Below are 20,572 nucleotides of genomic sequence, written 5' to 3' on the forward strand. Positions count from 1 at the left end.
TCCTTCGCCGACCAGGCCGCGGCGTCCGCCGCCCAGGCCCGCGCGGACGCCGTCGCGGCCGGGAAGTCCGCCAGCGAGGCCGCCGCCGCGGCGGCCGAGGCCAAGCAGATCGCCGTGGAGAAACAGCGGCTGGAAGACGCAGCCACCCGGCAGAACGATCTCACCAACAATGCGAACGGTGCGCTGGTCGACGACGAACAGGCCGTGTTCGACCAGGGCGGCCAGGCCGCGTTGGACGAATACCGCGCGGCGCTCGCCTCCGCCAACAAGACGGTGGGGCAATGGTTGGTCGAGAACAGCGCCGACATTCTGCTGACGCTCCTCGGCGTCGACAACATCGTCAACTGTGTCAAGACCGGGGACGTCGGCACTTGCCTGTGGGCACTGGTCGATGTCGGTTCGTTCGCGTTCGCCATCGGGAAGGCGCCCGCGGTGTCGAAGGCGATCCTGAAGGTGGTCAACGGCATCAGCAAGTTCTTCGAAGAGGCGTCGAAGGCCAGGAAGGTCCTGGAGCGAACCGCAAAGACCATCCAGGACGCCCGGGCGGCCCGTCGGCCGAATCTCGAGGTCTGTGAGATCCCGCTGCCGGGTCTCAGACTCGCGGCCGTGGCGGTTCCCGGCTTCGCGGCAGCGCCGAAGAAGTGCCAGGTGGACCACGTCGGGCAGGTCTCCGGGGACTACGGCACCAAGGGTCCGCACCTCAACATGGACGACCGCTCCGAGGTCAGCATCGGCGTCGACAAGAACGGCAACCTGGTCGGCTTCCCGATCAACGCCAACGGTAAGATGCCCAGTCAGCAGCACATCCAAACGGCCATCGATTACCTCATGAGCTCGCGGGCCGGGCGGACGAAGTTGCTGAACAACACCGAAGGCGCTCTCGATCAGATCAAGGCGGGAGTGCTCAAGGTCAATGACCCCAACATGATCGTTCGGATGAAGCAGGTCTGCTACCGACTCCGGAAGCTGGGTGTGGACTAGGAATGTCCTCGCATCTGGATTTCTTCGCTGACTTTGCGGTCACCGGCACGGTCCTTGGCGTCGGTCTCGGCTCCGGTCCGGACGACTGGCCGGGCGTACTGGGGTCCGACTTCCATGAGGCATCGTGGACCGATCGCCACCTGGTGCGGCAGTTCGGGTTCGTCGACGCCAACTTCTATGACGGGTCGGGCGAGTGGGTCTGTGACTCCGTCAACGTCCGCCCCGGACAGTTGCATCGGTTCGACGACATGATCCCCGAGGCGATCGGCAGCCGGTACGGGAGCTTCCCGCCCCGTGTGCCGTTCGAGGAGGTGGCCAACCGGCTCGTCAGCGCGGGCGTGGAGATCTATCACGTCAGCCGGGTGAATGTGGCTTCCCTCGAACAGTTCTGGATACCGGATGGCAAGGTCATGTTCTCGTTGATCTCCGAATACCAGCGGGAGGACTTTCCCGCGCTGCGGCTCGGGGACGTCTATGAGGCGTCCACAACCACCGGCGTCGACATCGCGGCGGAGCAGCTGACCCGGTATCGCTGATGGGTGATCACGTCATCTGCTCCTGATCCGTGGGCAGCGGCGCCACGATTGAGCGTGGCGCCGCTGCCCGCGGCCGCCGTCAGGTCGATCTCGCCCGCCGGCCACACCGCTGCCGTGGCCGACGAGCGCGGAACCGGTCGCGCCCGGCGCGGTCCGGCCCTTCCGGGGGTGCGGGCTACCGGCTCAGTCTTCGGTCGGATCAGGCGTACCGCATCGGTGGGGCATGTCCTGCTGGCGGCGCGTTGTTCCTGCGTCGTCCCGGCCGTCTCGTTTTCGTCGTCGGCCGCGCCGGTCCGCGATCGTCATCAGCCCAGCCCAGCCCAGCCCAGCCCAGCCCAGCCGGGGCGGAATGGGGCGTCCCCACCACGCCGTTAGGATGGAGGCGCGACGGACGAGTCGACCGGGCGGTCGCGTCGGCGGGCTCCGGCCCGCCGCCGAGGAACGTCCGGACTCCACAGGGCAGGGTGGTTGTTAACGGCAACCCGGGGCGACCCGCGGGAAAGTGCCACAGAAAACAGACCGCCGACCCCAACGGGGACGGTAAGGGTGAAACGGTGGGGTAAGAGCCCACCAGCACCCCGGGTGACCGGGGTGGCTCGGTAAACCCCACCCGGAGCAAGGCCAAGCAAGGGCCGTCACCGCAAGATGACGACCCGGCGCAGACGCTTGAGGGCTGCCCGCCCGATGTCTGCGGGTAGGCCGCTGGAGCCTGCCGGCAACGGCAGGCCGAGATGGATGGCCGCCGCCGGCGCAAACCCTTCGGGGTACGCGTCGCGCACAGAATCCGGCGTACAGGTCGACTCGTCCGTCGCCCACCAGGTCAGCCTCGATGCAAGTTCCACAAACGCGAACCACCGTGCCGGCCGCCACGGCACGTTGCCGCAACGACCGCCTTGGCCCGAGTCAATCGGACTAGCGGAGGCGCTTCGAGAGGCAGTTCATACCTACCGTGCTAGCTGCAGCCTGCGACCCAGATACTGCATGAGTGAGCCGTAGCGCTCGGCGCAGGCGGCGAGTTGTTCGTTCGCCCTGCTCCTTGCGGTCGCCGCCATCGCATCGTTCGCCGGCTTCGCGTACCCGGCCACCAGCCGCAAGGTCTCTGCTTCGCCGAACAGTTCGCTCGCCGCGTACGCCTGGGCCACGGCGAGCTGGGCCGCCTGTCGAGCCGCGGTACCGTCGGGCTGCTGCCAGGCCGCCTGGTTGAGCGCCGCGGCGATCACGACCTTCTCGAACGACGCCGATGCGGTCGATGCGACAGCATCCATGCGTTGTCGCTCGTCCAGTTGGGCCTGTTGCTGTCGGTCGTACTCCTGTTCTTGCTTCGTGCGTTGCAACTGGTTGCGGGCCGCGACGGTGGCCGCGCCGATCGCGCCGCCGACGCCGGCCGCGGCGCCCAGGACAGTGCCCAAGGGTATGAGCACGTCTTTGAGGCCGAGCCCGGGCTGAGCCGGTGCCGGCACGATGACCTGGACGGTTCCGCCGCCCGGGATCGCGCCTGCGTCACGACCGGCCCCGACGGGGTAGTCGCCGGCAACGGTGCGGGTGCGGCGTACGAGGCGTCGCCGACCGCGGACATGACGGCTATGAAGAGGCCGCATCCGGCGACCGCGACCGCCATGAGCGCTATCGGGTGCACCCGGGCGGTCACGCCGAGCCTCGCCGCGCCCCGAGGTGGGCCAGCTCTGCGGTCAACATGGTGAAGGCGACAGCCGGGAACGCTGCGAGCAGCCGTCGGCCCAGTTCGCCGACGCGAGCTTCGCTGGCCACGACCGCGTCCTGGATGAGCTGGACGAGCGGCTCAGGTCCGCGGTATGCCGAGGCTTGCGGCACCGCGAGCCCACGTTTGGTCAAATACCGCCTGGTGTAGCCGAGTTCTCGGGCCCGACTGCTCAGGACGGCGGCGAGGCAGGCGTGCGCGCTCACCATCATGGCTTTGAGCTGGTCGTTCGGCTTGGCGTCGTACACCAGCCCGGAGTCCAGTGCGAGCCCGTTGAACGAGATCGCGAGGTTCCTTGGCGTCAAGCGTTCGGGTGCGCACGCGTCGCTCAGCGAGATCGCGAATGCGAGGAGGGCCGTTGCGGCGTCACCGGCCTCGCCGACGGCGGTCGCGAACTCCCTCATGGCGCCGCGGGCACGAGTAGGCCAGTCGTGCCATTCGCTAGGCGTCGCCAGCCGGTCGAGGATCGGTTCCCACACCTCGTTCACCGCCTTCTGCGCCCGGTTCGTCTCGCGCATTAGAGCGGAAAGGCCAACCGCATTACTCAACATGTGCGGTTGGTGCTCCACGCAGCGCCGCGCGTACCGTTCCGCGATACCGTCCAGCTGCGGCTGCGTGTCGGCAGACACCGGCGCTCGGCGCAGTCGAGGGCCGAGGTTGAGCAGCAGCCCGTACCCCTCGCGGTAACCATGGGCCGCGCCCTGCCGCACCGTGCTCTCCAGCAACTGTGCGAGCGCCGGCTCAAACGCGATATCGGTGTCCGAGCTGAGCAGCAGGTTGAAGATCGTCTGCGACACCAGCGGATGCCGCCCGTGCAGCAGGTCCCCACTGGCGCCGACCAGCGCCTCCCGGCCCAGGCGCATCTCGACCTGTCGGTGCAGATCGGCCTGGTCAACGCCGGCAAGGTCGGCGACGATCTCGCGCGGGATGCCGTCCAGCTCCGCGACGTCGGACGCGCTGATGACAGCGAGGACTTCGGCAAGCGTGAGCGTGCTTGGCAGTGTGTCCTCGGCGAGGTCGGCAAGCAGGCTTGCCAGGTGGCTCTGGAGGCCTTCAGGAGTGAACCGAGTCTTCAACAGTGCGCCGAGCAACGCGCCGCCGCGCCGGCCGATCGTAGTGCTGGCCTCGGCGAGTGCAGTGGCGAGCGAGGTCAGCTCGTCCGGCCCTACCTCGCCCAAATCGCCACTGGCGTGCCACGCCTTGACGATACCGGCGGCGTCCTCGGGCGTGAGGGCTCCGAAGCCGTGCTGGTCCTGGAGAAAGACCCGTCGCCTCCAGGTCGTCGTCGGATCTACCTTCAGGCGGTGCGTCTTCCAGGTTCGGGTCCAGTCTGCTTCTCGCGCGGCGAGAAGCAGCTGCAACGGACGGTGCCAGACCACCGGAAAGTCGGCCAGGCCCGTCTGGATTGAGCCGATCAGTGTTTCGGCATCGTCGGCGCCGATGACTACAGCTCTGCCATTTGCCAGCTCGCCCTCGACAACGGCCCAATCCAGCTCGGCCTTCGGCGACTGCCGCCACCACACGACAGGGGCGGGCGTCTCGGAGACCAGCGCGGAGACCGCTTGCAGCAACGCGGTCGACTTGCCTTCGCCAGTCGGGCCACGAAGCAGCTCGATGCCGCACGTACCACTGCTGACGCGGGCCCGGGTACGTGCGAGGAGCTTGTCGACCAGAGCCCTCGGCTGTAGCGCCGACGAGGCGACGGTGGACCAGTCCGGATCCGCGCCATTGAAGTACGGGGTCAGCGACGGCGGAGGCTGTACCGCTCGGAGTGAGTCGGTGGTGAGCTCGACCCATCCGGCCATGCTCCCTCGCTGGCCTCTGACAAAAGTGTCGGCGAACGAGTACCTTACGTCGTCACTCACAGTGGCACGCTAGCCGAACGCGACAACACCGGATAGGTGTCACGACACGAGGCGACAACATTGGCGCCGAGGTTGCCGCAGAGGCCGCACGCCCTGGCGCTTGCTGAGCACTGTGGCCGGCCCGTCACTAATCGTCGTCATCCTGTTATCCGGTCGGGGTCGCGGGTTGACGCTGCGCTGCGACCGTCGGGGCATGGCCGCTCGCATGCTGATGAAGGCGCCGCGGATTTTCGCTTCGCTGGCCGCTGCCATGCTCGTGTCGGCTGGGTTGACCGCTTGCACGCCGGTGATCAAAGGCATCACCGGCGTGACGGTGGACGCCGACGGTCAGCCCCTCGCGGTTCTGGCCTGGTGCGCGGACCGCCCGCCAGAGGTTGTGGTGTTCTTCGCGGAACGGGACTCGATCTCGCCCTCCCCGTCTGACGCGCCGACCTCCGCGAGTTGGCCCTACTGGCCGGGGCGGGACTACGCCGTGCCGCGCGCCGCGACCTCGCCGACCACGGTGCGCCTGGAGGGCTTTCTGCCGGACCCGGCTCCTCGCCCGTACCCGGCTTTCCGGATGTACGGAGTTGGCAGCAACAACAGCTTCACCATGCGTTCGGTGACCTTCTGGCTCGCTGAGCTGGAGGGCCTGCGGCCCGGATCGGTTCTGATCACCGAGATCGTGGAGAACGGCGAGGCACGGAGGAGCGTATCCATGGAGGAGTTCGCCGGCCTCGGTAAGGACGAGTGCTGATCAGTCCGGGCCGCAGCACGGCGTGAGGCTCAGGGCCCGCTGTCTTCGGCATCCCAGCCGAGTTCGGCGAGTTCCCGCAGGACCGCGCCAACGCGCGGAGTCCAGAGGAGCAGAACCTGGTCGCGTCCCTCGGCTGGTTGTCGCTGGCCCGCCGGCTCCACCGACACGGAGTTGAGCCAACCAAACGAACCGGCCGGGTGGGTTGCCCCACCCGGCCGGTGTCCGGATCTCTGGAAGCCAACCCCGCAGGGGCTGGCGACCGTCAGTGCTTCTTGAACACCGGCATGGTGTCCAGCGTGGTGGTGATGTTCTGCGTGGTGCCGCCCCGGTACGTCTTCCCGGTGAAGATGTCGGTCCAGCTGTTGCCCGGCGGGAACCACACCGACGTCGTGGCGGTGGTGCCGGCCGTCGTCACCGGTGCCACCAGGTAGTCCGGGCCGTAGAGGTACTGCGAGCCGGCGGTGGCGTACGCGGCCTGCTCATTCGGGTACGCCAGGTACATCGGGCGGACGATGGGGGTACCCGTGCGGGTGGCCTCCTTGGCGGCGGCGTAGGTGTACGGCTGCAGCTGCTTCCGCAGGTTCAGGAACTTCTTGGCCGACGCGTTCGCCGCCGGGCCGTACTGCCAGGGCAGCCGGTCGCTGTGGTTGGAGTGCAGCCGGTCGATCGGCTGGAACGTGCCGAACTGGACCCACCGGGCGTAGAGGTCGTCGGGCAGTTTGGTGCTGCCCGGCTCGCCGCCCGGCTCCTGCAGACCGCCCGTGTGCCCGCCGATGTCGTGGCTGACCGCGGCCAGCCCGGTCGCGGCCGACTCGCCCGGGGTGTAGCCGACCTCCATCTGGAGGGTTTGCCAGTTGGAGGTGGTGTCGCCGGTGAAGTGCAGCGTGGTGCGCTTGTCGGCCCACGGTCCGGTCGACACCGGGGTCGGGCTGCTGTAACCGCCGGCCTGCAACGAGCCGTACGCCCGGGAGAACGCGAAGCCGGTCTTGTCGGCGTACTGCTGGTTGATCCACGCGTCCCCGGTCACCCCGGCGAGGGAGGACTTCGTGTTGTCGCAGCACCAGTCCAGCCACCAGAAGTCCGGGCCCTTGCTGCCCTTCGGCAGCATCCCGTCGTGCAGCTGCATGTACGCAGTGAGCTGGTCGGGGTCGCCGAAGTCGAACGCGTAGCAGTCGGGCCCGCCGTTGCAGCCGACGCGCTGTAGCTTGCCCTTCGCGGTGGCCTGCGCCTGCGCGAACTTCGGGTCTGAGCCGAGGATGCTCGGGTGGATGTTGATGCCGGTGTGCAGGCCCTGCTTCTTGGCCCAGTCGAAGAACGCCTTCGGGTCGGGGATCCGGGTGGGGTCGATGCTCCAGCCGTTCCACTTGTCCGGCGCCTTGATGTCCGTGTCGAGGACGAGCACGTCCATCGGCACACCCTCGGCCTTGGCCCGGTTCACCAGGTTCTGGAACTCGGTCGCGGTGCGGTCGTAGTACTCGGAGTACCACACCCCGTACGCCCATTCGGGCAGCAGCTTGGTGGGCCCGGTCAGGGTCGACAGGTCCCGCAGACCACGGTTGAAGTCCTGCCCGTACCCGAAGACGTAGCCGTCCTGCTCGGCGGCGGGCCGGGGCTTGGTGTTGCTCAGGGCCGAGGCCGAGTCGTCGAGCAGGTACCAGCCGTCCTGGTAGAGCAGGCCCGGGGCGGTGAGCGCGGCACCGGACACGCCGTCCAGGCCCCGGCGGTAGCCGCCGAGCGGTGCGTGCGGGGCGAGCAGCGGGGAGTCCTTGCCCGTGACGGCGACGGTGTCGACGTTGACGTTGCAACTGGCGTCCGTGGGGCAGCCCAGCGTCACGGTGTTGGTGCCGCGGTCGAGGTGCACCGGGACGGAGACGGTGTTCCAGTAGTCCCACCCGCTGGTCGGCGGCAGGGTCGCCGTGACGGGCGCCGCCGTCCCGGCGGTGACCGACATGGTGCGCGCCTGGCTCGGCTGGGAGCCGGCCTGGCCGTTGGCGTAGCGGATCTGCACCTGGTAGTCACCCGCGGATGGAACGTCCGTCACGGTGAGCGTGTCGGCGGAGCTGGTGCTTTCCAGGCCGGCCAGGAATCCCGTACCGGAAGCGCCGTTGTGGTCGTTCGCGGGCCGCGCGCCGCCGGTCAGCGCGCCGGTCTCGGCCTCTCCCAGCGTGCCGAACCGCAGCGGCTGCGGCTGGGGCGTGGCCGGCGCCGGGTACGCATCACCCGGGTTGACCACCGCGAGGCTGTCGATGTTCACGTTGCCGGAGTCGTTGGGTCCCCGCACGACCCTGATCTCGTGTCGGCCGGCGGTGAGGTCGACCGGCACGCTGGCCGTGCCCCAGGTGTCCCAGTTCGCGGTGGGCGGCAGCGTCAGGGTGTGGCCGGCGTCGCCGTCGACCTGAACCGTGAGGGTGCGGGCCACGTTCTGGCCGTCGCCGCCGGTGCTGTTGGCGTACCGGACGGTGAGCTGCTTCGTGCCGCCTGCTGGCGCGTCGAGCGCGAAGGTGACCGAGTCACCGGACGAGGCGAAACCGGCCGCGAAGCCGCGCCCGGTGAATCCCCGGTGGTCGGTGGCCACGCCGGGGCCGTTCAGTTGCAGCGATTCGGCCTCGCAGAGCGCGCCGAACGCGCAGTCCGGGGCAGTGTGGCCGGCCCAGGGTCGGCCCTGCACGACCTGCTTACCGGTCTTGAGCTGCACGGTGAGGTTGTCGGCGGTGAACGCGCCCGAGCCGACCCGGTAACGCAACGTCATCGCGCCGGTGTCGATGGTGAGCCAGCCGTGCTCGACGTGCTTGGTGAAACGCGTACGGGGGAAATCATCGCGCCCGATGGCGTTGAACGTGGCGGCGTCGGTGAACGTGCCGTCCTTCTGGTACTCGGTGCGGATCAGCGTCGGGGACAGCACCTCGAAACGTGCGTTGCCCGAGCGTACGGCCCCGTCTTTCGCCTTGTCGCGGCTGGCCTGGGCCGGCGCGGACGGAGCGAGCGCCAGCCCGGTGATGAGAATGCCGGCCGCGGCGGCTGCTGTCGCGCGGCGGCGCTGTGAGTGCCGATAGAGCAAGATGCGCTCCTCGTCTCAAATGGAGGAAATGAGTCGATGACAACGCTGTCACTTGCCGGAAACGCATGTCAACAGGCCTCGGAGGGTGTCCCTTCTCTCTCTTCCGCACGACCAGCTCAGAGGTACGGCGTTCCGTCACCGCCGGTGGTACGGCGGGTACGGGGGGAGGAGCGCGGCGGTGGTAGCTACCCGAGGTGACCGGCTGCGGGGCGAAGGTGTTCCGACTGCGGGTCGTAACAGACGAGCCCGTGGTCGGCGGCCATCCGTGCCGCCTCAGCGGAAACCTCGTCGGCCCGGCTGAACGGGATCGTGAAATAGAGCATCGGACCGGACGCCTCATCGACAAGGCCGTTCGACAGGGGGTAGACCTCGGCGTCGTGGCCGTACAGGTCGGGCCATCGGGCCGCCACCACTTCGAGGTAGGCCTGGATACGCGGTGTCGGCGGCTGTTCCTCGCTCTCGAAGTACCGCTCGTACAAGGCGTCGTACGCCGCACCGGCCGCTTCGTCGTCGGCGGGCATGTCGCCCTCCCACACCGCCAGGTCGTAGCTCATGCCGGGGAGTCTGCCAGTGCCGGCGACATCCTGAGGGGCCGGATTTCGGGCGGAGCCCCGGCATCTTCCAGGCCTGGTCGTCCGGCAGCTTCGACGACGGTCACCGTCCGCATCGACCAGTGCGCCGCGGCCCACACCCGGGAAGAGGGAAAAGATCGAAGAGCGGCGTACCGAGGCTGTGGCCAGGGCGATGTCTCGTGGCACCACACCCGAAGAGGCGGTAGCGGCCGGAGAAGCGCCGCGCGCGGTAATACCGCCACCACCATGATGACTGCCATCAACAGCTAAAACGTCTGAGGTACGACCGGGCCGATGCCCGTTCCAATCGGGCCCCGCCCGCTGGGCTTCGGTCGCGACCCGAACTGTCGGCTTCGGGGTCGTCGCGCCGACAGCACTGCTCAGCAGCGCACCCGCGCGGGGAGTCCAGAAGAGCAGGACCTGGTCGCGTCCCGCTACCTCGAAGGCGACGGCGGTCACCGGCGGTCGACGTAGGTGAGCCCGCCGCGCAGATCGAACGAATTCGAGATCACCGGGGGATCGTACGGCCGGATGGTCGCGGGCTTCCGCTGCCCGGGACCGAAAAGGCGGCCAGGTGCGTTCGACACAGATCGTGCGGAGTGGCAGTGCTTACGGCCGCTCGGAGACCCGGGCGACGAACGCTCGCCAGGCTGCCGGGTCGAAGGTCAACGCCGGGCCGGTGGGGTCCTTGCTGTCCCGGACGCCGACAACGCCGGGCAGGTTGTCGGCAACCTCGACGCAGTTCCCGCCGCTCGCGCCGCTACGGGTGGACTTACGCCACTGCGCGTCACTGAGGTCCATGATGGCTCTCCACTTCCTTCAATAGGTCGATGGACTGCCGGCGAGGTAGCGCCTCGTTGCGGACGCTCTCCCACCTCGCCTGCAGCGTAGCCACATCATCGTCCTTGTCGATGACCTCCCCGCCAAGCTGGTTTTCGAGGTGCCCGACCCATACACCCTCGTCGGAACGGGCTAGCGCGAACGGCCCGGACAGCCCGATGTGCAGGCCGCTGCCGATCGGGATGACATGGACGTGCACGTGCGGAAGCTCGGCCATCTCGACCAGGTGGGCGACCTGTTGGGCCATGATTCCACCGAGGCCATCGCCGGTCCGCCGGATCGCGGCTTCGTCCAGCACCGCGACAAACTGTGGCCGGTGCTCACCGGTCAGGATTGTTTGCCGGCTCATGCGCGCCTCGACGCGTTGCTCAACCTCTTCGTCGGTGAGGCTTTCGACCGTTCGCAGTACTGTGCGGGCGTAATGCTCTACCTGGAGTAGGCCCGGGATCAGGTTGGGCTCGAAGTAGCGGAGCTGTGTCGCCCGACGCTCGGCGTCCAGCCAGGGCAGGAACCACGACGGTGCACCGAACTTCGTCGCCAGGCGCTCGAAGAGCCCGCCGCTGTTCAGCGCCCGGTCCGTGCCCTTGATGAAGTCCATCGTCAGCGCCCGGGTGCCGCTCTCCACGGCGCTGACGTGCGATGCGCTGAAGCCCGCCGCCCGGCCGAACGACTCCTGTGTCATCCCGGATGCCCCGCGAGCGCGGCGGATCTCGCCCACGATGAAGTCCGCGAGCGGGCTCGGCACATCACCCATTCATTCCTCCTCAACTCGGAGATCGACTGCCCGGGGCGCCACATGTCTTCGGCCTGTTCGGCCAGATCAAACCCGGACGCCCAAAGAACCTTCCGAGCGTAGTCGTCCCCACAGCAGAGTGTCACCAGGCGGCATGACAGGGGGGCCCACGAGGCCAGGGGTCGCGCTCGTAGCGGGGCCGCTCCCGATGGGCGAGCACTCACGGGAGCGGCCTCTTCCCAACAACAGCACCAAAGGGGAAGGCCGTGCCCGACGACAAGTCCGATCAGCCCACGCCGGCGGGCGCGCCATCCAACCCGGCGTGCGGCGCGGTGGTGGAGAAGATGAAGGCCGGCGATGTGGTCTACCTGACCACCGCCGCGAGTGTGCAGTTTCTGCGCCCGATCTTCGTGCGCGTGATCCGCGAGCTGCCCGAATTGCACACCTACCACGGGTGGGTGTGGATCGAGGGGTACGAGCTGAACGCGGCGGGCGACGCGGTGGCGCGACGGGAGCTGTACGTGCTGCGGGCGGGCGTGCGGTTGCGGGCCCTGCCCACCCCGCCGGCGAAGCGCGCCACCCGCCGGTCGGTCCGCCGGGGTGCGGTGCGGGTCGGATGACCGCCCGCCCGCGCCCTCACCTGCCGATGCGCCCGGCGTGGCTGTGTCGCAACTGCGCCGCGCCCTGGCCGTGCGGTCCGGCGCAGCTCGACCTCACCGCCGAGTATTACGGCCATTCGATCGCGCTGGCGTTCTACCTCGCCGCGTCGATGCACGACGCGATCGACGACGGGTACCGCCTGGGCCTGCGCCCGGACCTGCCCGCGATGCACGCCCGGTTCCTGGGATGGTTGTCAGTGGCCCGCCGGCCGCGCCGGTCGCCTCGACGCTGAAACACCGGGCGGATCACTCGTCGAGCCGGCGGGATGCCCGCGCTCTTCGGCTCAGACACATCCCTTGGAAACGGGCGGGACTCGGAACTGACCACCAGCTCAGGCGCCGACACCAAATCGCACTGTCAAGAATGCTCCTTGTCCCGGACGCGACATTGTTGTTACGCCGAGCCTCCATCAATACAAGGATGTCAATCAACGACACACCACGTGGAGGGGAAGACCTATGCGATTTCGAACGGGGATGAGGAATTCGGGGGTCGTCGCCCTGGTCGTCGGGACGCTGCTGTTGGCGACCGGCGCGCCAGGTCAGGCTGCCGACCCGAACCGGTCCGTGAAGCAGGTTGCGGCGTCCTGTGCGGTGACGCCGAAGGCTGGAATGGGCAACATCAACATCCGCCTCGGTGCGGGTACGAACCATGAGACTGACGGTGTTCTCCGCTCCGAGACGTGGGCCCCCTCGGAATGCTCCAATGTCTCCGGCGGCTCCTACTCGGCCTGCGGTGGCGGCAACAAATGGATCAAGGTGCACCCCGATTGCCTGGGGTGTTTCGGGTATGTCGCCTACAGCTGCGTACGCCTGGTGCGGGACGCCTAGGACCCGGCGTACCGGCGATTCTTGACCCATGGACCGAAGGCGGCGGGCTGCGGCCCGCCGCCGAGGCATGGCTGGCGCGGCCGGCCTAGGCTGCCCCCTCGTGTCAGCGGAGCAGGTCATTGTCGGCCCGGTCGAACTCGCCTACACCCTCACCGAGGAGGACTGGCTCGACGGTTTCGTCGCGCACCGCCGTCGCCTCCGGCGGTCCTGGCTGGTTCCGTTGCTGATCGCCGCCGCGCTTGTCGGAATCCTCCTGGCGAACGACTTCCAGGCCATGTCGGCGACCGACACCGCGATCCTCGGCACGGCGGCGGTCGTCGCCATCGGGCTCGGTCAGCAGTGCGGGGCGTCGAGCGGGGCGGGCCCGGCGAGCGCTTCGACTGTCGCCGTCGGCGCGGCCGACTCGGTTGGCGTCGGCGTGGGCGATACCGCAGGTGGCGAGGCCGAGGGCGAACTGCTCGGTGTGGCCGGGCTGACGAGCGAGACCGAGGAGCGCTGCACCTGCTTCGTGACCAGTTTGACGCCGGTGGCGGTCGCCTGGTGTCCGTACCCGTCGGTGACCCTGATGGTGAAAGGCCCGGGGCCGATGCCGCCGTCGATGGTCCAGTAGTTGTCGCTCTGCCGGGCGGCCTTGCGGAAGCCGCCGCTCGTTCCCTTCGCCTCGACCGAGCGCAGCGGGTTGCCGTGGTTGCCGACCTGCACCGCGAACCAGTACCGCGAGGCGCCGCCCTTGAGCCGGAAGGTGAGGCCTCCGTCGAGCGGCGGGTTCACCACCGCCCGGTACGTCACGGAAGCGATGCCCTGCGAGCGGTCGGCGATCTTGCTGAACGCCTCGGTGGAGAGGTCGATCTTGCTGGTTCCGCAGCCGCCGCACTGGTCCATCACCATCACCCGGACCTTGCCCTTCGGGCCGGTCACCTCGAGGAAGCTGCCGCAGGCCGCCGATCCGGCGTACTGGGATGCGCCGAGAGCCACGTAGAGCCGGTCCGCCGGCGGGCCGGGGAAGGAGCAGTTGCCACCCGAGCGGCCCGCGTCGTAGAAGCTGGCCTTCCCCTTGTGGACGGTGTTCCCCGACGGTGGCGCGGCGCAGGCCGGGGTGGCGCCGCCACGGACGGCGAGGGTGATGCCGAGTACGGCCGCCAGGGTGGCGACCCCGGCACCGGCCAACCAGTGCCGGACCCGCCGACTCGACCGGGGCGTGCTGGCCGGGGTGTCGTTTCCGGGTTCCGTGCCTGGTGCCGTCACGGCGCCTGATGTTGCCGCACGATGCCGGGCCAGCGCAAAGGAAGTTACTCGCCGGATCGGTCGGGGCGCAGTCCGTTGAGCGCGGTGCTGACGACGAGGTCGGCGTACTCGGCGGTGAGCGGTGCACTGCGGTAGAGCCACCGGTTCAGCACGGGCCCCCAGATCAGGTCGACGGCCACGTCGAGGTCGACGTCGTCGGCGAGTTGCCCAGCCCGCTGGGCGCTCCGGAGGCGTTGCCGCTTGGCCTCCCGCAGCGGCCCGTCCAACCGTTCGGCGTAGGCCGCCGCCAGCTCGGGGTCGAGCGTGATCTCGGTGGCCAGCGCGCGCATCGGTTGCTCGTACCGGGGGTCGTTCATCTCGTCGACAGTGGCGCGCAGCACCAGGGTCAGGTCCGCCACCAGGTCGCCCGTGTCCGGCAGCGTCGGCGGTCCGCCGTCGGTGCCCTCGCTGAGCAGGAGGAACGCGTCGAAGATGACAGCGCCCTTGGACGGCCACCAGCGGTAGATGGTCTGTTTGCCGACGCCGGCGCGGGTGGCGATGCCCTCGATGCTGAGCTTCGCGTACCCGATCTCCTGAAGCAGGTCGAAGGCTGCGGTGAGGATGGCGCGCCGGGACGTCTCGCTGCGGCGGGCCGTGTTGGGCGTCATGACGCACGACCATAGCAGAGGCGAGACGAACCGTCTCGTCTTGACGACTGCGGCGACCTCTGACTAGTCTCCGATCACAACGAGACGGACCGTCTCGTCTCGTAGCGAAACGGAGTTTCCATGCGTACCTGGTTCATCACCGGTGCCAGCCGTGGCCTGGGCCGTGCCTTCGCCGACGCCGCGCTCGGCCGTGGCGACCGGGTGGTCGCCGCGTCCCGGACGATCACCCAGACCGACTTCGACGAACGGCACGCCGGCCGGCTGCTGGCGCTCCCGCTCGACGTGACCGACCGGACGGCGGTCAACACCGCCGTGGCCACCGCCGTCGCGCACTTCGGACGGCTCGACATCGTCGTCAACAACGCCGGCACCCTGTCCATGGGCATGGTCGAGGAGTTCACCGAGGCCGAGGCGCGGGCCCAGTTCGAGGTGAACTTCTTCGGCGCGCTCTGGGTCAGTCAGGCCGTGCTGCCGCACCTGCGCGCCCAGCGATCCGGCCACATCGTGCAGGTCTCCAGCATCGCCGCGCTCGGTGGCTTCCCCAGCACCGGTATGTACAGCGCGAGCAAGTTCGCGCTGGAAGGCATGAGCGAGGCGCTGGCGATGGAGGCGGCGGCCTTCGACATCACGGTCAGCATCGTGCAGCCCGGCGGCTACTGGACCGACCTCTACACCAGCATCAGCGCCACCAGCGCGCTGGAGGCCTACGCGCCGCTGCGCGCCGAACTGGAACGGCAGTGGGCGGAGGGCTCGATCGACAGTGCACCCCGGCTGGCCGCCGAGGCGCTGCTGCGGCTGGTCGACAGCGACGACCCGCCGCTGCGGCTCCTGCTCGGCAGCATGGTGTACGACCTGGCATTCGACATCTCCCGCCGACGGATGGACACCTGGGCGAGCTGGGAGAAGGTGAGCCGAGCCGCCGAGCGGATGCGCTGACCGCCCGTATCGCCACCAGCTTGGGGCGGCCGGGATTCGACCCCATGGTGGTGACTGAACGCGGTCAACCCGGGAAACACCCTGATCCGCACGGCGGGCAGTCATCCACAGCGACTAGACCGTGCGTATCGCCACGGCCTTCATTCCACCACTCCTCGCTAGGTGCGAATCCAGACGGAAAGGAAGCATGCATGGCTGTCAAGACCATGACGCGACCCGGCACCGCCGACATTCGGCCGTTCAAGGTCGAAGTGCCCGAGGCGGAACTAAAGGCCATGCGCGCGCGCATCGCCGCTACTCGCTGGCCCGAGAAGGAAACCGTGCCGGACCAGTCGCAGGGCGTGCAGTTGGCGACGATGCAGGCGCTCGCGCGTTACTGGGAGAAAGAGTACGACTGGCGCAAGGTCGAGGCGAGGCTGAACGCCCTACCGCAGTTCATGACCGAGATCGACGGCCTGGACATCCACTTCCTCCACATTCGGTCCAAGCATGAGGGCGCCCTGCCGCTCATCATCACGCACGGGTGGCCCGGCTCGGTGATCGAGCAAATGAAAATCATCGACCCGCTCACCAATCCCACCGCGCATGGCGCCAGCGCCTCGGACGCCTTCCACCTGGTGATTCCGTCGATGCCTGGCTACGGATTCTCCGGCAAGCCGAGCATGCCCGGCTGGGACCCGCAACACATCGCCACCGCCTGGATCGAGTTGATGAAGCGCCTCGGCTACTCGCGGTACGTGGCGCAGGGTGGCGACTGGGGTGCGCTCATCACCGACCTGATGGGATTGCAGGCGCCGCCGGAACTGATCGGCATTCACACAAACATGCCGGGCGTCTATCCGCCCGAGATCGACGCGATGCTCCAATCCGGGATCACCGGGGCGAACAATCCGCTCGGATCGCTCCCCGCCAACCTTTCCGACGACGAGAGGCGCGCGTGCGAGCAGGCGGACTTCTTCTGGAAGCACTCCAGCTATGCCCTTGAGATGGGGCGGGCGCAGACGCTGACCGGGTTGGCGGACTCGCCCGTCGCCCTGGCGACCTACATGCTCGACCACGACGCCGCCAGCCTGAAGCTCATTTCCGAGTCCGTCGCCGGGCAGCCCCGAGGCATCACGCCGGAGGATCTCCTCGACAACATCTCGCTCTACTGGCTCACGAACACCGGGGTTTCCTCAGCTCGGCTCTACGCGGAGAACCAACTCTCCTTCTTCGCCGCCAAGGGCGTGACGATCCCGGCTGCCGTGAGCGTGTTCCCGGACGAGCTCTACCAGGCTCCCAAGAGCTGGGCCGAGCAGGCGTATCCCAATCTGATCCACTACAACAGGCTGGACAGGGGCGGGCACTTCGCGGCCTGGGAACAGCCGCAACTCTTCTCCGAGGAGATGCGCGCCGCCTTCCGGTCGCTGCGCTAGATGGCCGTGCGGATGCCCCCGCTCGACGGGGCGGCCGAGTGGCTCAACTCCGGGCCACTCGACCCCGCCGACCTGCGCGGGCGCGTCGTCCTGGTGAACTTCTGGACGCTGACCTGCATCAACTGGCTACGCCAGGAGCCGTACGTCCGGGCCTGGTCGCAGGCCTACCGCGACGACGGGCTGGTCGTCGTCGGGGTGCACACGCCGGAGTTCGACTTCGAGCACGACGTCGAGTGGATCCGCCGGGCGGTCGCGGCCCGGTCGATCGACTACCCGGTCGCCGTCGACAACGACTACGCGATCTGGCGGGGCTTCGACAACCACTACTGGCCGGCGCTCTACTTCGTCGACACCGACGGCGTCATCCGCGATGAGCACTTCGGCGAGGGACGCTACGAGCAGTCCGAGCGGGTGCTCCAGCAACTGCTCGGCATCGAGCGTGCTCCCGTACCAGTCAACGGTGTCGGACCGGAGGCGGCGGCGGACTGGGACAACCTGCGTACGCCCGAGACGTACCTCGGTTTCGACCGGGGCGAACACTTCGCCTCGCCGGACGGCCCGACGCTGGACCAGGGCCGCGCCTACCGGGTGCCGGACTATCTCGGCCTCAACCAGTGGGCGCTGTCGGGGGAGTGGACCATCGGGTCGGCCGGCGTCGTGGCCGACCGGGCCGGCAGCGGCATCGCCTTCCGGTTCCACGCCCGCGACGCGCATCTCGTGCTGGCCCCGGGGGCGAACCGGCCGATCCCGTTCCGGGTGCTGCTCGACGGGGTTGCTCCTGGGCCCGCCAAGGGCGTCGACGTCGACGCCGAGGGCAACGGCGTGCTCCAGGACGCCCGCCTCTACCAGCTCGTCCGGCAGAACGGCCCGATCGGGGAGCGGACCCTGGAGGTCATGTTCGGCGAGCCCGGCGCCGAGGCGTACGCCTTCACCTTCGGCTGAACCGGCCCGGGTTGGCCTGCCGCCAGATCTTGGACAGTTTCCGTCACCAGCTGACGGAAACTGTCCAAGATCTGCGCGTGGCCGTGACCGCGCACCCTATGTAGAGTTCCGATAGAGTGGGCGGATGCGGATGACCATTCCGGTCGCGAAGGTGCTCGCTGCGCTGCTCGCCGAGCCCGACGCGCAGCGCTACGGGTTGGACCTGATGCGGATGACCGACCTGCCCAGCGGCACCCTCTATCCGGTGCTGCACCGACTCACCGAGGCCGGCTGGCTGGCCGCCGACTGGGAGGAGATCGATCCCGTCGCGGCCGGGCGGCCGGCCCGCCGCTACTACCGGCTCACCGCCGTCGGGGTGACGCAGGCCCGTCAGGCGTTCGCCGATTTACGGGCCGCGATCCCCGACGGTCGCCCGTCCTGGGGCGGCGTCGAGCCCACCGGAGCGCCGGCATGGTGACCCGGCGCGCCGCCGAGCTGCTGCTGGAGCTGGCCGCCCGACGCTGGCCGGCCGAGGTCCGCGACGACCTGCGCCGCGAGTGGGCCGCCGAACTGCACGTGCTCGCCGAGGGCGGCGACGACGAAGATGATCGGCTTCGCGGCGAGCCTCGCCGTGCACCGGGCCGGCACCCCGCTCGTCGACCGGAGCGTGACGCGCGGTCGGGCCGGCCGCACGGTGGCCGTGCTGCTGCTGTCCCCGCTCGCCGGCGCGGTGATCGTGCTGGCCAGCGCGTTGCTGATGAACCTGGTGCGCGATGGGCTGCTGCTGCCGCCACAGGTGCAGCTGCCGATCTGGTCGATTGCGACCGCCGGGCTGGCGGCGCTCCTCGCGGCGTACGCCGCACGTCGGGCCCGGCGCACCGCGCTCGCCGCCCCGCTGCCCATCGCGCTCGGGGTGGTGCTCCCGATCGGCGCGGTCATGGCCCTGACCGGGTACACCCTCGACCCCGACGGGATGGCCCGCACCGTGCCCGGTCTGCTGCTCTGGCTGGCCGGCCTGACAGTGGTCCTCTGGGCCGCGGCGATTCTGGCCGCGCGGGGGCGGGTCCGGGCTGCCTGGTGGCTGGGCGTCCTCGGCGCGCTCGTCGTCGCCGACCTCGCCGTGATCCTCTCCGTCGTCGGGAACATCCCCGGCTCCGGTCCCGTCATCGAGGGAACGGCCAGTGACACCGTCGACCGGATCTCGGCACCGCTCTGGCTCTTCTCCTGCTGGACCGACTGGAACTTCGGCCTGCCCCGACCGACCCGCTGGGAGATCTTCCTGATCACCGACCAGGTGCTGGTGGAGCCCATGTTCTACCTGGCCTGTTCGCCCTACGCGCTGGCGTACGCGATCCGGGCGGCACGGTCCGCGCCCACCGCGCCGGTCGCCCTCGCGCGCCCCGACGTCGTCGCCGGCCTGACCGCACCGCCGTCCGCAGTGGTGACTGCCGGTCGGGCGGCAGAAAACCCTCAGTCGGGTACGTCGTCCCACGTCGTGCCCGGCTCCAGGTAACCGGCCAACGGCTTCTCCCGCAGCGCGTAGGCCAGCACGAGCAGGGCGTGCTTGTCCAGCTCGGGCAGCCGGTCCACCGGGAACCACCGCACGGCCAGCGACTCGTCGTCGTTGACCCGGGCGTGCCGGCCACCAGCCGGCACAGGAAGCCCAGGTTCAGGTATTCGCAGCGGTCCCCGTTGGGGTAGGTGTGCGGGTGCGAGACGGCGCTGGACAGCCGCACCGGCGCGACCTCCAGGCCGGTCTCCTCCCGCACCTCGCGGACCAGCGCGGTGGCCGGCTGCTCACCCGGCTCGACGAAACCGCTGATCACCGACCAGCGCCCGTCGTCGGCGCGCTGCCCGAGCAGCAGCTCACCGGCGTCGTTGCGGACCACCGCGCTGACGCTCGGCAGCCAGAGCAGGCCGTGGCCGACGTGCTCGCGCAGCCCCACGATGTAGTCAGGTGTGCCCATCCGATGATCATAGGCGCGCCGCCACGGCCGGACTGACCTGCGCATCTCTCGGTGCTTCCGCCCCACGCGTTTCGCCGTTCCGGCCCGGCGGACGTCATGCATATCTACTGTGGAGAGGGTCGGCGACTTGTGCGATCCGGTGGCGGCCGGCCGGTTCGCGGTGCACAGTGATTCCCATGAGCGACAGCGGACGTGGTGGGCAGTTCTACTGGTGCACCCGGCACCACCGGGTCGAGACGGACGCCGACGTGTGTCCGGCGAAGCACGTTCTCGGCCCGTACGACTCGGCGGCCGACGCGGAGAACGCCCTGCAACGGGTGCAGGAGCGGAACGAGGCGTGGGATGCCGAGGACGCTCGTTGGGCCGGGGAGGACAGGTAGGCGGCGCGGGACGGCTCGCGCCGAGGCATTTCGTGCTCCGCGAGGACGCACGCGAGAGCACGTCCCCAAGGAGGGAACCACGATGGCCGAAGCACAGCAGGCCACCACCCGCCCGGCCGCCCGGCGCACCACCGCGAAGAAGACCGCCGCGGCGGAGCGGAACACGGCGGCGAGCCGGACCACCCCCGTGCGCAAGTCCACCACCGGCGCCGCGAAGGCGCCGGCCCGTAAGGCGACCGGCGGCGCGGGCCGGGCCCCCGCCAAGAAGACCAGCACGGCGGCGAAGAAGGCCCCCGCGAAGAAGGCGACGACCAAGACCACCACCGCCGCCAGGAAGGCCCCGGCGAAGACCTCGACCGCCGCCCGCAAGACGAACACCACCGCCAAGCGCACCCCGGCGTCCAGCACGCGGAAGACCACCACCGCCGCGAAGCGGACCACCGGCACGGCGAAGAAGACGGTGAGCGCCGTCACGAAGACCACCAGCTCGGCGGCGAAGAAGACGACAGCGGCGGCGAAGGCCCGGCCCGGAA

The 20,572-nt window shown here is 69.3% G+C and carries 20 protein-coding genes, 1 other RNA gene and 2 pseudogenes; 13 read left to right on the forward strand and 10 right to left on the reverse strand.

The genetic code is table 11. From position 1 onward, the window contains the following. From JM949_RS20395 to rnpB, 3 genes are all read left to right on the forward strand, one after another. Nucleotides 1-981 (forward strand): hypothetical protein (locus JM949_RS20395; protein WP_203149994.1); only part of this gene is annotated, 981 nt, incomplete at its 5' end. A 2-nt stretch (nt 982-983) separates the two neighbouring features. After that, entirely contained in the window at nt 984-1,517 is a 534-nt protein-coding gene (locus JM949_RS20400; RefSeq protein WP_203149995.1) for a hypothetical protein, read from the forward strand. Nucleotides 1,518-1,909: 392 nt separating this feature from the next. Then, an RNA gene (gene rnpB, locus JM949_RS20405) (RNase P RNA component class A) lies at nt 1,910-2,325 on the forward strand. 136 nt (nt 2,326-2,461) lie between these two features. On the opposite strand, the gene JM949_RS20410 is transcribed toward rnpB, so the two are convergent. Next, on the reverse strand, nt 2,462-2,926 hold the full coding sequence (locus tag JM949_RS20410) for a hypothetical protein (protein WP_203149996.1): 465 nt from the start codon (nt 2,924-2,926) through the stop codon (nt 2,462-2,464). 235 nt (nt 2,927-3,161) lie between these two features. Next, the gene (locus tag JM949_RS20415) at nt 3,162-5,039 is read right to left on the reverse strand and encodes a P-loop NTPase (RefSeq protein ID WP_203149997.1); all 1,878 of its coding nucleotides are present in this window, start codon (nt 5,037-5,039) and stop codon (nt 3,162-3,164) included. Nucleotides 5,040-5,292: 253 nt separating this feature from the next. On the opposite strand from JM949_RS20415, the gene JM949_RS20420 reads away from it, so the two are divergent. After that, on the forward strand, nt 5,293-5,835 hold the full coding sequence (locus tag JM949_RS20420; RefSeq protein WP_203149998.1) for a hypothetical protein: 543 nt from the start codon (nt 5,293-5,295) through the stop codon (nt 5,833-5,835). A 262-nt stretch (nt 5,836-6,097) separates the two neighbouring features. Here the strand turns inward: JM949_RS20420 and JM949_RS20425 are convergent, their stop codons facing one another. The 4 genes from JM949_RS20425 to JM949_RS20440 form a co-directional block, all read right to left on the reverse strand. Then, entirely contained in the window at nt 6,098-8,893 is a 2,796-nt protein-coding gene (locus JM949_RS20425) for a TIM-barrel domain-containing protein (RefSeq protein ID WP_203149999.1), read from the reverse strand. 185 nt (nt 8,894-9,078) lie between these two features. After that, nucleotides 9,079-9,447, reverse strand: coding sequence for a hypothetical protein (locus tag JM949_RS20430; RefSeq protein WP_203150000.1), 369 nt, complete (start codon nt 9,445-9,447; stop codon nt 9,079-9,081). Between the two features lie 627 nt (nt 9,448-10,074). Continuing rightward, nucleotides 10,075-10,266, reverse strand: coding sequence for a DUF397 domain-containing protein (locus JM949_RS20435; protein WP_203150001.1), 192 nt, complete (start codon nt 10,264-10,266; stop codon nt 10,075-10,077). After that, entirely contained in the window at nt 10,253-11,059 is an 807-nt protein-coding gene (locus tag JM949_RS20440; protein WP_203150002.1) for a helix-turn-helix domain-containing protein, read from the reverse strand. The genes JM949_RS20435 and JM949_RS20440 overlap by 14 nt, the downstream gene beginning before the upstream one ends. Nucleotides 11,060-11,304: 245 nt before the next feature. Here JM949_RS20440 and JM949_RS20445 point away from each other — a divergent pair, with 245 nt between their 5' ends. Then, the gene (locus JM949_RS20445; protein ID WP_407664793.1) at nt 11,305-11,658 is read left to right on the forward strand and encodes a hypothetical protein; all 354 of its coding nucleotides are present in this window, start codon (nt 11,305-11,307) and stop codon (nt 11,656-11,658) included. Next, on the forward strand, nt 11,655-11,930 hold the full coding sequence (locus JM949_RS20450) for a hypothetical protein (RefSeq protein ID WP_203150003.1): 276 nt from the start codon (nt 11,655-11,657) through the stop codon (nt 11,928-11,930). Before JM949_RS20445 ends, JM949_RS20450 begins: the two co-directional genes overlap by 4 nt. Nucleotides 11,931-12,861: 931 nt before the next feature. Here JM949_RS20450 and JM949_RS20455 read toward each other — a convergent pair. Next, complete coding sequence (locus JM949_RS20455) at nt 12,862-13,773, reverse strand: expansin EXLX1 family cellulose-binding protein (protein WP_203150004.1); 912 nt, start codon at nt 13,771-13,773, stop codon at nt 12,862-12,864. Between the two features lie 44 nt (nt 13,774-13,817). Next, nucleotides 13,818-14,420 carry a TetR/AcrR family transcriptional regulator gene (locus tag JM949_RS20460; RefSeq protein ID WP_203150005.1) on the reverse strand — a complete coding sequence of 201 codons (603 nt, stop codon included), beginning with the start codon at nt 14,418-14,420 and terminating at the stop codon, nt 13,818-13,820. Nucleotides 14,421-14,540: 120 nt separating this feature from the next. Here JM949_RS20460 and JM949_RS20465 point away from each other — a divergent pair, with 120 nt between their 5' ends. The 5 genes from JM949_RS20465 (at nt 14,541) to JM949_RS20485 (ending at nt 19,205) form a co-directional block, all read left to right on the forward strand. Then, nucleotides 14,541-15,356 carry an SDR family oxidoreductase gene (locus JM949_RS20465; protein WP_203150006.1) on the forward strand — a complete coding sequence of 272 codons (816 nt, stop codon included), beginning with the start codon at nt 14,541-14,543 and terminating at the stop codon, nt 15,354-15,356. Nucleotides 15,357-15,547: 191 nt separating this feature from the next. Beyond that, on the forward strand, nt 15,548-16,771 hold the full coding sequence (locus tag JM949_RS20470) for an epoxide hydrolase family protein (RefSeq protein WP_203150007.1): 1,224 nt from the start codon (nt 15,548-15,550) through the stop codon (nt 16,769-16,771). Between the two features lie 12 nt (nt 16,772-16,783). Further along, nucleotides 16,784-17,713 carry a redoxin domain-containing protein gene (locus tag JM949_RS20475; RefSeq protein ID WP_238433555.1) on the forward strand — a complete coding sequence of 310 codons (930 nt, stop codon included), beginning with the start codon at nt 16,784-16,786 and terminating at the stop codon, nt 17,711-17,713. Nucleotides 17,714-17,837: 124 nt separating this feature from the next. Further along, a complete protein-coding gene (locus JM949_RS20480; RefSeq protein WP_203150009.1) occupies nt 17,838-18,170 on the forward strand; it encodes a PadR family transcriptional regulator in 333 nt (110 codons plus the stop codon). Between the two features lie 126 nt (nt 18,171-18,296). Next, on the forward strand, nt 18,297-19,205 hold the full coding sequence (locus JM949_RS20485; protein WP_203150010.1) for a hypothetical protein: 909 nt from the start codon (nt 18,297-18,299) through the stop codon (nt 19,203-19,205). On the opposite strand, the gene JM949_RS37435 is transcribed toward JM949_RS20485, so the two are convergent. Together JM949_RS37435 and JM949_RS37440 are read right to left on the reverse strand one after the other, a co-directional pair. Beyond that, nucleotides 19,163-19,348 carry an NUDIX hydrolase gene (locus tag JM949_RS37435; protein ID WP_238433556.1) on the reverse strand — a complete coding sequence of 62 codons (186 nt, stop codon included), beginning with the start codon at nt 19,346-19,348 and terminating at the stop codon, nt 19,163-19,165. The genes JM949_RS20485 and JM949_RS37435 overlap by 43 nt on opposite strands. Nucleotides 19,349-19,398: 50 nt before the next feature. Further along, nucleotides 19,399-19,761 (reverse strand): annotated as a pseudogene (locus JM949_RS37440) (NUDIX domain-containing protein); the annotation flags it as partial. A gap of 74 nt (nt 19,762-19,835) precedes the next feature. On the opposite strand from JM949_RS37440, the gene JM949_RS20495 reads away from it, so the two are divergent. Then, a complete protein-coding gene (locus JM949_RS20495) occupies nt 19,836-20,039 on the forward strand; it encodes a hypothetical protein (RefSeq protein ID WP_109820768.1) in 204 nt (67 codons plus the stop codon). 82 nt (nt 20,040-20,121) lie between these two features. Beyond that, nucleotides 20,122-20,572, forward strand: a pseudogene (locus JM949_RS20500) (histone); the annotation flags it as partial.

The sequence above is a fragment of the Micromonospora tarensis genome, from assembly GCF_016803395.1.
GTDB lineage: Bacteria > Actinomycetota > Actinomycetes > Mycobacteriales > Micromonosporaceae > Micromonospora > Micromonospora tarensis.

Bases quoted from the DNA above. Each gene is read 5' to 3' on its own strand.
- JM949_RS20400 (WP_203149995.1), top strand. From the start codon at position 984: ATGTCCTCGCATCTGGATTTCTTCGCTGACTTTGCGGTCACCGGCACG.
- JM949_RS20415 (WP_203149997.1), bottom strand. From the start codon at position 5,039: ATGGCCGGATGGGTCGAGCTCACCACCGACTCACTCCGAGCGGTACAG.
- JM949_RS20420 (WP_203149998.1), top strand. From the start codon at position 5,293: ATGGCCGCTCGCATGCTGATGAAGGCGCCGCGGATTTTCGCTTCGCTG.
- JM949_RS20430 (WP_203150000.1), bottom strand. From the start codon at position 9,447: ATGAGCTACGACCTGGCGGTGTGGGAGGGCGACATGCCCGCCGACGAC.
- JM949_RS20435 (WP_203150001.1), bottom strand. From the start codon at position 10,266: ATGGACCTCAGTGACGCGCAGTGGCGTAAGTCCACCCGTAGCGGCGCG.
- JM949_RS20440 (WP_203150002.1), bottom strand. From the start codon at position 11,059: ATGGGTGATGTGCCGAGCCCGCTCGCGGACTTCATCGTGGGCGAGATC.
- JM949_RS20450 (WP_203150003.1), top strand. From the start codon at position 11,655: ATGACCGCCCGCCCGCGCCCTCACCTGCCGATGCGCCCGGCGTGGCTG.
- JM949_RS20460 (WP_203150005.1), bottom strand. From the start codon at position 14,420: ATGACGCCCAACACGGCCCGCCGCAGCGAGACGTCCCGGCGCGCCATC.
- JM949_RS20465 (WP_203150006.1), top strand. From the start codon at position 14,541: ATGCGTACCTGGTTCATCACCGGTGCCAGCCGTGGCCTGGGCCGTGCC.
- JM949_RS20470 (WP_203150007.1), top strand. From the start codon at position 15,548: ATGGCTGTCAAGACCATGACGCGACCCGGCACCGCCGACATTCGGCCG.
- JM949_RS20475 (WP_238433555.1), top strand. From the start codon at position 16,784: ATGCCCCCGCTCGACGGGGCGGCCGAGTGGCTCAACTCCGGGCCACTC.
- JM949_RS20480 (WP_203150009.1), top strand. From the start codon at position 17,838: ATGCGGATGACCATTCCGGTCGCGAAGGTGCTCGCTGCGCTGCTCGCC.
- JM949_RS20485 (WP_203150010.1), top strand. From the start codon at position 18,297: ATGATCGGCTTCGCGGCGAGCCTCGCCGTGCACCGGGCCGGCACCCCG.
- JM949_RS20495 (WP_109820768.1), top strand. From the start codon at position 19,836: ATGAGCGACAGCGGACGTGGTGGGCAGTTCTACTGGTGCACCCGGCAC.